Annotated in this window: 12 protein-coding genes; 11 read left to right on the top strand and 1 reads right to left on the bottom strand. The window is 64.6% G+C overall.

Annotated features, from left to right (window positions below; translation table 11 throughout):
* Positions 1 to 78: 78 nt before the first annotated feature.
* A complete protein-coding gene (locus L3X40_RS20520) occupies positions 79 to 426 on the bottom strand; it encodes a hypothetical protein (RefSeq protein WP_237367238.1) in 348 nt (115 codons plus the stop codon).
* 167 nt (positions 427 to 593) lie between these two features.
* On the opposite strand from L3X40_RS20520, the gene L3X40_RS20515 reads away from it, so the two are divergent.
* The 11 genes from L3X40_RS20515 to L3X40_RS20465 all read left to right on the top strand — a co-directional run bounded on the left by L3X40_RS20515 (position 594) and on the right by L3X40_RS20465 (position 6,183).
* Positions 594 to 1,112: a hypothetical protein gene (locus tag L3X40_RS20515; RefSeq protein WP_125964281.1), complete on the top strand. Its 519-nt coding sequence runs from the start codon at positions 594 to 596 to the stop codon at positions 1,110 to 1,112.
* Positions 1,109 to 1,579 carry a DUF6878 family protein gene (locus tag L3X40_RS20510; RefSeq protein WP_125964282.1) on the top strand — a complete coding sequence of 157 codons (471 nt, stop codon included), beginning with the start codon at positions 1,109 to 1,111 and terminating at the stop codon, positions 1,577 to 1,579. The genes L3X40_RS20515 and L3X40_RS20510 overlap by 4 nt, the downstream gene beginning before the upstream one ends.
* Before the next feature lie 2 nt (positions 1,580 to 1,581).
* A complete protein-coding gene (locus tag L3X40_RS20505) occupies positions 1,582 to 1,983 on the top strand; it encodes a DUF6915 family protein (protein WP_125964283.1) in 402 nt (133 codons plus the stop codon).
* Positions 1,984 to 1,987: 4 nt separating this feature from the next.
* A complete protein-coding gene (locus L3X40_RS20500) occupies positions 1,988 to 2,299 on the top strand; it encodes a DUF7673 family protein (RefSeq protein ID WP_125964284.1) in 312 nt (103 codons plus the stop codon).
* 41 nt (positions 2,300 to 2,340) lie between these two features.
* Positions 2,341 to 2,538 carry a hypothetical protein gene (locus L3X40_RS20495; protein WP_125964285.1) on the top strand — a complete coding sequence of 66 codons (198 nt, stop codon included), beginning with the start codon at positions 2,341 to 2,343 and terminating at the stop codon, positions 2,536 to 2,538.
* A gap of 192 nt (positions 2,539 to 2,730) precedes the next feature.
* On the top strand, positions 2,731 to 3,426 hold the full coding sequence (locus L3X40_RS20490) for a hypothetical protein (RefSeq protein WP_125964286.1): 696 nt from the start codon (positions 2,731 to 2,733) through the stop codon (positions 3,424 to 3,426).
* A 60-nt stretch (positions 3,427 to 3,486) separates the two neighbouring features.
* Entirely contained in the window at positions 3,487 to 4,425 is a 939-nt protein-coding gene (locus L3X40_RS20485; RefSeq protein WP_125964287.1) for a hypothetical protein, read from the top strand.
* Positions 4,426 to 4,512: 87 nt separating this feature from the next.
* Positions 4,513 to 4,773 carry an antitoxin gene (locus tag L3X40_RS20480; RefSeq protein ID WP_066765158.1) on the top strand — a complete coding sequence of 87 codons (261 nt, stop codon included), beginning with the start codon at positions 4,513 to 4,515 and terminating at the stop codon, positions 4,771 to 4,773.
* 11 nt (positions 4,774 to 4,784) lie between these two features.
* Positions 4,785 to 5,183, top strand: coding sequence for a type II toxin-antitoxin system VapC family toxin (locus tag L3X40_RS20475; RefSeq protein WP_206435171.1), 399 nt, complete (start codon positions 4,785 to 4,787; stop codon positions 5,181 to 5,183).
* Between the two features lie 136 nt (positions 5,184 to 5,319).
* Positions 5,320 to 5,559, top strand: a complete 240-nt coding sequence (locus L3X40_RS20470) for a hypothetical protein (protein WP_066765161.1) — start codon at positions 5,320 to 5,322, stop codon at positions 5,557 to 5,559.
* A 57-nt stretch (positions 5,560 to 5,616) separates the two neighbouring features.
* Entirely contained in the window at positions 5,617 to 6,183 is a 567-nt protein-coding gene (locus L3X40_RS20465; RefSeq protein ID WP_237367237.1) for a hypothetical protein, read from the top strand.
* Positions 6,184 to 6,328: the final 145 nt, after the last annotated feature.

Raw genomic sequence — 6,328 nt, 5'->3', positions numbered from 1 at the left:
CGAGCCTGGTAGATCGCCATGTTCAATCTTTGTTCTTCAACATGGCCAAAATCGCAGCTTCGGGCCGACTGGGCCATATTAGAAGCCGAGCTTCAGATCCGGATCCACTTTGCCGCGCGCAGCTTTGAATTTCTCGGCGAACTTGTCCTCAAGAGCGATGTTGGCGAGGGCGAACTCGATCAGATCGGTGTCCGTCTCGATGCCGGTTCGAGCCTTCGCCTTTTCGACGAGAGCAGGGCTAACCCGGCCGCCGATCCGGCCGCTCTTCTCATGTAGCAGGCCCGACCGCTGCGCGGCGGCCATCACGGCTTCAACTTGGGTACCATGAACCGTCAGGATATGGCCCGTCCCGACACTGCGCTTGCCCGACCAGCCGCCTTGGTGTTTCCCGCCGTCAGTACGGCGCGCTCCGCTGTTTTTAGCCATTGTCTCTTGTCCAACAAAATCCGATTTCGTTCAACATACCGTACTTGGTCCAAGTCTTCAAGTTAGCTCACCAGTTTTCCTGTCCGCTTCAATCCCCGCCCGACCGGCCTGCGGCCGTAGAGAGGAGGGGGAGCGTGGCTCCTGTCCAATCGCGACGGGAGACAATCATGTCCGACATCATCGACCTCGGCGGTGCCCCAGCCAACGAGGACTGCGCCCAGCTTGGGCACACGCCCGATTTCGAGCGGCTGAACCGGCTCGAAGTCGCCGCCTACCGCGCCGCCATCATTGGCCGTTTCGGCCCGCCGCCCGAGGGCTGCACGCTCGTGTCGGTCACCAACCGGCACGACTTCGGCGTCTATTATTCGCTTGGCCTCAAGGTCGATGCGGCTGCCTATCGGCGCAATCCCGCGGTTGCCGCCTATACCGAGGCCGCGCAGGATGGCCTCGAAAGCTGGGTCGAGGCCGGGTTCGCGCCGCCAGTTCGCTATGAGGACGGCGCTGCGCCGACCATCGATCGGGACCGCATCGATGACATCGTCACCGGCGCGCTTCTCGCGACGCGGCCCAATGCCGACGGACGGTTCGCCATCCCGGACTTCGAAATCCTTCACCGTAATCTCGCCGCCGCCTACCCGACCAGCGCCGAGGCCGCGAAGGTCCTGATCCAGGAGATCGACGCATGACCCAGCAACCCACTTCCATCCAGCCGGCTACCGAGGCCGCGATCATCGCGGAGTTCGAGACCGGTCGCACCGCGGTCCAGGCTGTCGAGGCGCTCTGCAAGGCCGCCTTCCTTCCATTGCTGCGCGAACACGGCATCGCGCGCGTGGAAATCCACTATGACGGAGGCGGCGACGAAGGCAGCGTGGGTGATGTCTTCGCCTATCGCGAAGATGCCAGCGCACAGCTACCGACCATCCTATGCGACCATTTCGCGCTCGCATATAATGGCTCTGTCACGACGCGGACGATCGACCTCGAAGATGCTCTGAGCGCGTTCGCCGAGAATGCGGTCTGCACTCATCATTGCGGATGGGAAAACGGCGAAGGGGCCCACGGCATCATCGGCATCGATGTCGCTTCCGGCTGCGTGACGCTCACGCACAACACCCGCTTCATCGACTATGACACCAGCGAGACGGAGCTCTAGCGATGTCGCATTGCCACTATCATGCGCTGAGTTCGGTCCGCCGGTGGGGCGGTAATGCCGAGGACTATCTGCCGCTTCACCAGTGGTTCGACGAGTCCAAGAAGATCATCGCCGAGCCGCGCCACCGCGCCTTGAGGCATCATGCCGAGGGCATTTTTCTCCTCGAGACGATCTTCGGCGTGACGATCCGCAACAGCGACGGCCGGGACATTCCGGTCCGGCTCGTCGGAGAACAGCATGTCACCGAAGATCTTGGGCGGATACCGTCGTTTGCCGACTGGGCGCGGCTCATCCAGCCGATGCCGTGGATCTTGCGCGGCAACCCGGCGGGCTCGCCGGGTCTCGATCCCGACATTGGCGCTCCGGTTCCCGGTTCCCGTGACCATCTCGCTGCTATAAGCTGATCCCGTGGACAAGGGGCCCTTCAGCGACGCCGCCGCGCGTCATGCCCTCGACCGGCTGATCGAGATCGCTCGATCCGACACCGGTCAGGCGCGGCGGGTCGCGAACTTCCTGCTTGCCTGGTGGAATGGCGATGATTGCGGTCATTTCCCAATCGCCGATCTGTTCGGCGTCGACGCGACGATCGCGACCCATATGACAACCATCATCGGGTTTCTCGGCCAGCATGAAGGCGCGATCTATCCCGATGCCTTCGGCCGCAAGGCCGAGATGATCGAGTTGGTTCTCCGCTGGCGCGACTTCGCAGAGGACGGCTGAACGCTCGCCTCGACGCGCCTTCCGCGCTATGATCCAGTCCCATGACCGAGCTCGATCCCCACACGCTGCGCGTCGCCGCTTCGCTCGTTCGATCGCGGATCAAGACGCTCAAGCTCGACGGCCGTATGGACGGGCTGCAGCGGTTGGGCGCGCAGCGCACGCTCACCCAGCTCGCCGTGGACCTCGAAGTATCCGCCGACCATGTCGGGCCTCCCCGCTGCCGCAAGCGCACGGCCTAGACTTGCCGGTTGGGCGGTGACGCCGCCCGCACCTTCCGACCATCGATGACCAGGGCCGCCGATATCCTCCCCGCGTCTCCTGCGGCCCGCGCTCCGCGCACGAAAAGGGGAGCGGGGGAGGGGAAGGGGCCGCGCCTGTCTCCGAGACCGGGGACGCGCCTTGCGCCGCATCCCTTTCCTTCAGGAGCCAGCATGGCCAACCACTTCACCAAGGCGAGCTTCACGCTCGCCGTCACGCCCGCCGAGGCCGAGGTCCTGCGCCTGATCGAGGATGCCATCGAGGCCCTCGACGATGCTCCGCTCGAAACGGATGCACGCGCCGCGCGCTTCTCCGCGCTGGGCCCGGCTTTCGCGACCTGCTTCCCGCCGGCCGATGCCGACCCGTTCTTCGGCTTTCTCGAAATCTTCTCCGATCCCGACTATCCCCGCCTTGGTTTCACCCTGCAGGTCGATCCTCCCGGCACCGGCCATACGATCGGCGTGTGGATTCACGGCGAGCAGGTCGACATCCAGGCCGCCGCGGCGCTGATCCAGGCCACGGCACGTTCCGCGCTTCCCTTCGGCTTCGAATATGCCCTCGATTGCGATCGCATGCGTCCGGGTGAGTTCGGCGGCGGCTTCGTCGTGATCCGCGAGGACGACATCGAATTCGGCGGCTCGGGCCGAGGCCTCGAAAAGGCCCTGACCCGCCGTCCCGGCGAGGCCGAGCACGGCCTAGTCATCGCCACGCGGGATGCCGAGGAGGGCCTGCTCTTCTGGAACAGCGAAGCGGGCTTTGGTTCGCTCGAAACCGCGACCGTCTTCTCCGAGGCCGAGGCCTCGAACACCGACCTGCCGATCGCAAACGACCAGCCGGAATGGCTGGCCCTGCCGGCGCCGCTCGCCTGAACGCACCGGACCGCCGCCATCAAGCGCGGCGCACAGACCCCCAAGCCGGAGTATCTCGCCATGCCGACCTGTGACGTCGTCTTCACGGCGCCCATCCCCGACTGGATCCTCGCCAAAGCCGAGGCCGAGGATGCGCGCCGCGCGCGCAGCTGGCTTCTTTCCCAAAGCTGGTACGAGCGCCGGCGCATGGACTGGGCCGCCAAGCGGACTATCGTGCCGGAAAGCAGCCAGTCTCCGGTCCAGCACGAAGCTGTTCTCGCGCTCGATTGTGAGGACAGCGCCAGCCCTGCCTCGGGAGCGCTCACCCTCCGCCTCTGCGTCACCGTCCGTCAGGGCGAGGATCCAGTCGAGAAGGCACGCCGCGTGCTCGACCTTCCTCGCACCGGCAGAACCAAGCGCCGGGTCTTCAACCGAGACAGCATATGGGATCGGGGCTCGTTTAGCGCCGTCAGGGGAAACAGCGTCATCGGTCCCATGCCGCCGGACTGGCCGGAAGGCCGCATGCTCACCGACTATTCGAGCCATCTCGGCAGCTATGGACAAGGGGGCGTCGGCCTCTCGGGCTGGCAGTGCAATCGCGGCTCGTGGATCGTTCTGCCGCTCACCGGGTCTGACGGGTGGATCTGGCTGACCCGTGAGGAGATCACCCCGGCCGAGGATTTCCGGTCGCTCCGGGCTGCCATCGACCAGCGCATCCTTGGCGTGCATCCCGACCAGATTGCGGATTTCACGCCGTGGGAGCATCGCTATGCCGGCCATGAGCGCATAGCCGACATGCCCGACTTCGGCGACGAGAAGGCGACCATAGAGCGCTTTAAGACTACCGAGGCCGGGTTCGTTCTGGAGGCCGCCAACGGCCTCACCCGCTGGCGCTTTGCCATGGGCGACGATCTGCCCCGTCCCATCTGGGCCGGCTCCCGCGAGCCGCGCCTGCTCGCCGAGGGCGAATCCGTCGCCGAGGCCTTCCTGCTGGCCCATGACTGCTATCTCGCGGTGTGAGACGCCAGGGCCGAGGTCCCTGTTGCTGTCCGTCATTGAAATGGACGACCGCAATGTATATGTCTATGTATATGCAAGGAGGACCGCATGGCACGATCCGAACCGATAGCCTCGCGGGAAGCCAAACTGTTTCGCAACAACAAGAGCCAGGCCGTGCGTATCCCGGCCGACTTCGAGCTTCCCGGAACGAGCGTCATGATCCACCGCGACGGCGAGCGGCTCATTCTCGAACCGATCCGTCGGCGGAATATTCTCGAAGTCCTTGCGAGCCTCGACCCGCTCGGACCCGATGACGAGTTTCCGGACGTCGACAATACGCTGCTGCCGGCCAAGGCCATAGACCTTTGAGCACCCTCTACATGCTCGACACGAACATCGTGTCCGAGCTTGCACGCAATCCGCACGGTTCCATCGCGAAGCGGATCGCCGAGGTCGGCCCTGACGGCATCTGCGTCAGTATTATCGTGGCCGCCGAACTCCGCTACGGGTGCGCCAAGAAGGGATCGCCGCGTCTCCTGGCCCAGATCGAAGCGATCCTCGACAGCATCCAAGTTCTCGCCCTCGATATTCCGGCCGACACCGAATATGGCGGAATTCGCGCCGAGCTCGAGGCCGCAGGCAAACCGATCGGCCCGAACGACCTGTTCATCGCAGCCCATGCCTATGCCCTGGACGCGGTGCTTGTGACCGCCAACGACGGCGAATTCTCGCGCATCCGCGCCCTTAAAATCGAGAACTGGCTCGACGAGCCCAACTGACGGCCTGTCCCTCGACCATTACAGCCATGCCAACCTGCAGCAGACGATAATCGCCGGACTGCGCCGCAAGCCTGGCGAGGCCGCCATGCCACCGCGCGCGGCCAACTTACCTGTCGCTCGCGCTATGGAGGGTCCCATGATCGTATTTTCCGGTCTGCGGTGGAAGATCCTGGCCGCCACCGCCCCGTCCTGCTGCGACCTAGCGGAGGTCTGCCGCGAAGCCGTTGACCATTGCAACATCTTGAGGGTCGGCATCGACGTGACCTTCCGCGACGACATCATCGAAGCAAGGCCCGGCAGTGATCCCGCCCAGCTCGCCGACGTCTTCGACCGCCGCGCGGCCGAGCGGGCCAAGCCGGTGGTTCGACGCCGCTGATCCACGCACGGCGGTTGCCGCCCCGCTCGATAAACTCCAAACTCATGAGGACCGACCATGACGACCATCGTCCTGAGCAACGGCCATCTGCGCACCGAGACCATCGAAGCCGCGATCGACGCGCTGATCGAGATGCTGAACGATCATCCGCTCAACCGCCTGTTCGAAAAATATGGCGACTTCGTCGAACGCGACGCCCGCAATCTGCGCGGCGAATGGCTCGAAGGGGTGGAGAACGCCGTCAGCTTCTTCGGCAACTTCTTCGACCGCTCCCATGTCTTCAGCATCGTCTCGAACCATCCGCATCACGTCGAGCGCCTCTGCGCCGCGATCGCGGCAAACCGCCAGCGTCCCGACTATTTGCGCCAGCCGCCGCCCTACGATCCCAACAAGCTGGTTATCGAGTGCAAGCGCTTCAGCACCACCCAGGGCGAGGTGCTGCTCACTTATGACGGTCAGCGAATCGAGCAATATGGTGACACGATCCGGCTAAACGGTCGCGGCAACTATGAAGGGCATGACGATCATTACTGGCACAACATCGCCAAGCGTGATCTCGCCCGCCGCCATGTCGAAGCCTTCGACCGCAGCATGACCGCGCGCGAAGCTCTTCCGCCCACTTAGCGACCGTCCGCCAGCCGGTGACGTCGCCTCTAGCGACCTGTCCGCCCGCAGGCGGTCAGCGCCATCCGGCGCCCAACGAGTTTCGTCCCGAGGCCGCTTTGGCGGCGCTCGGATGGGCGCTTGCGCGCCTGCTCGGCCGAACGGC

This window comes from Rhizorhapis sp. SPR117, assembly GCF_021742065.1.
This window is presented reverse-complemented; position numbering and strand designations above follow the sequence as displayed.

Bases quoted from the DNA above. Each gene is read 5' to 3' on its own strand.
- L3X40_RS20520 (WP_237367238.1), bottom strand. From the start codon at position 426: ATGGCTAAAAACAGCGGAGCGCGCCGTACTGACGGCGGGAAACACCAA.
- L3X40_RS20515 (WP_125964281.1), top strand. From the start codon at position 594: ATGTCCGACATCATCGACCTCGGCGGTGCCCCAGCCAACGAGGACTGC.
- L3X40_RS20510 (WP_125964282.1), top strand. From the start codon at position 1,109: ATGACCCAGCAACCCACTTCCATCCAGCCGGCTACCGAGGCCGCGATC.
- L3X40_RS20505 (WP_125964283.1), top strand. From the start codon at position 1,582: ATGTCGCATTGCCACTATCATGCGCTGAGTTCGGTCCGCCGGTGGGGC.
- L3X40_RS20495 (WP_125964285.1), top strand. From the start codon at position 2,341: ATGACCGAGCTCGATCCCCACACGCTGCGCGTCGCCGCTTCGCTCGTT.
- L3X40_RS20490 (WP_125964286.1), top strand. From the start codon at position 2,731: ATGGCCAACCACTTCACCAAGGCGAGCTTCACGCTCGCCGTCACGCCC.
- L3X40_RS20485 (WP_125964287.1), top strand. From the start codon at position 3,487: ATGCCGACCTGTGACGTCGTCTTCACGGCGCCCATCCCCGACTGGATC.
- L3X40_RS20480 (WP_066765158.1), top strand. From the start codon at position 4,513: ATGGCACGATCCGAACCGATAGCCTCGCGGGAAGCCAAACTGTTTCGC.
- L3X40_RS20475 (WP_206435171.1), top strand. From the start codon at position 4,785: ATGCTCGACACGAACATCGTGTCCGAGCTTGCACGCAATCCGCACGGT.
- L3X40_RS20470 (WP_066765161.1), top strand. From the start codon at position 5,320: ATGATCGTATTTTCCGGTCTGCGGTGGAAGATCCTGGCCGCCACCGCC.
- L3X40_RS20465 (WP_237367237.1), top strand. From the start codon at position 5,617: ATGACGACCATCGTCCTGAGCAACGGCCATCTGCGCACCGAGACCATC.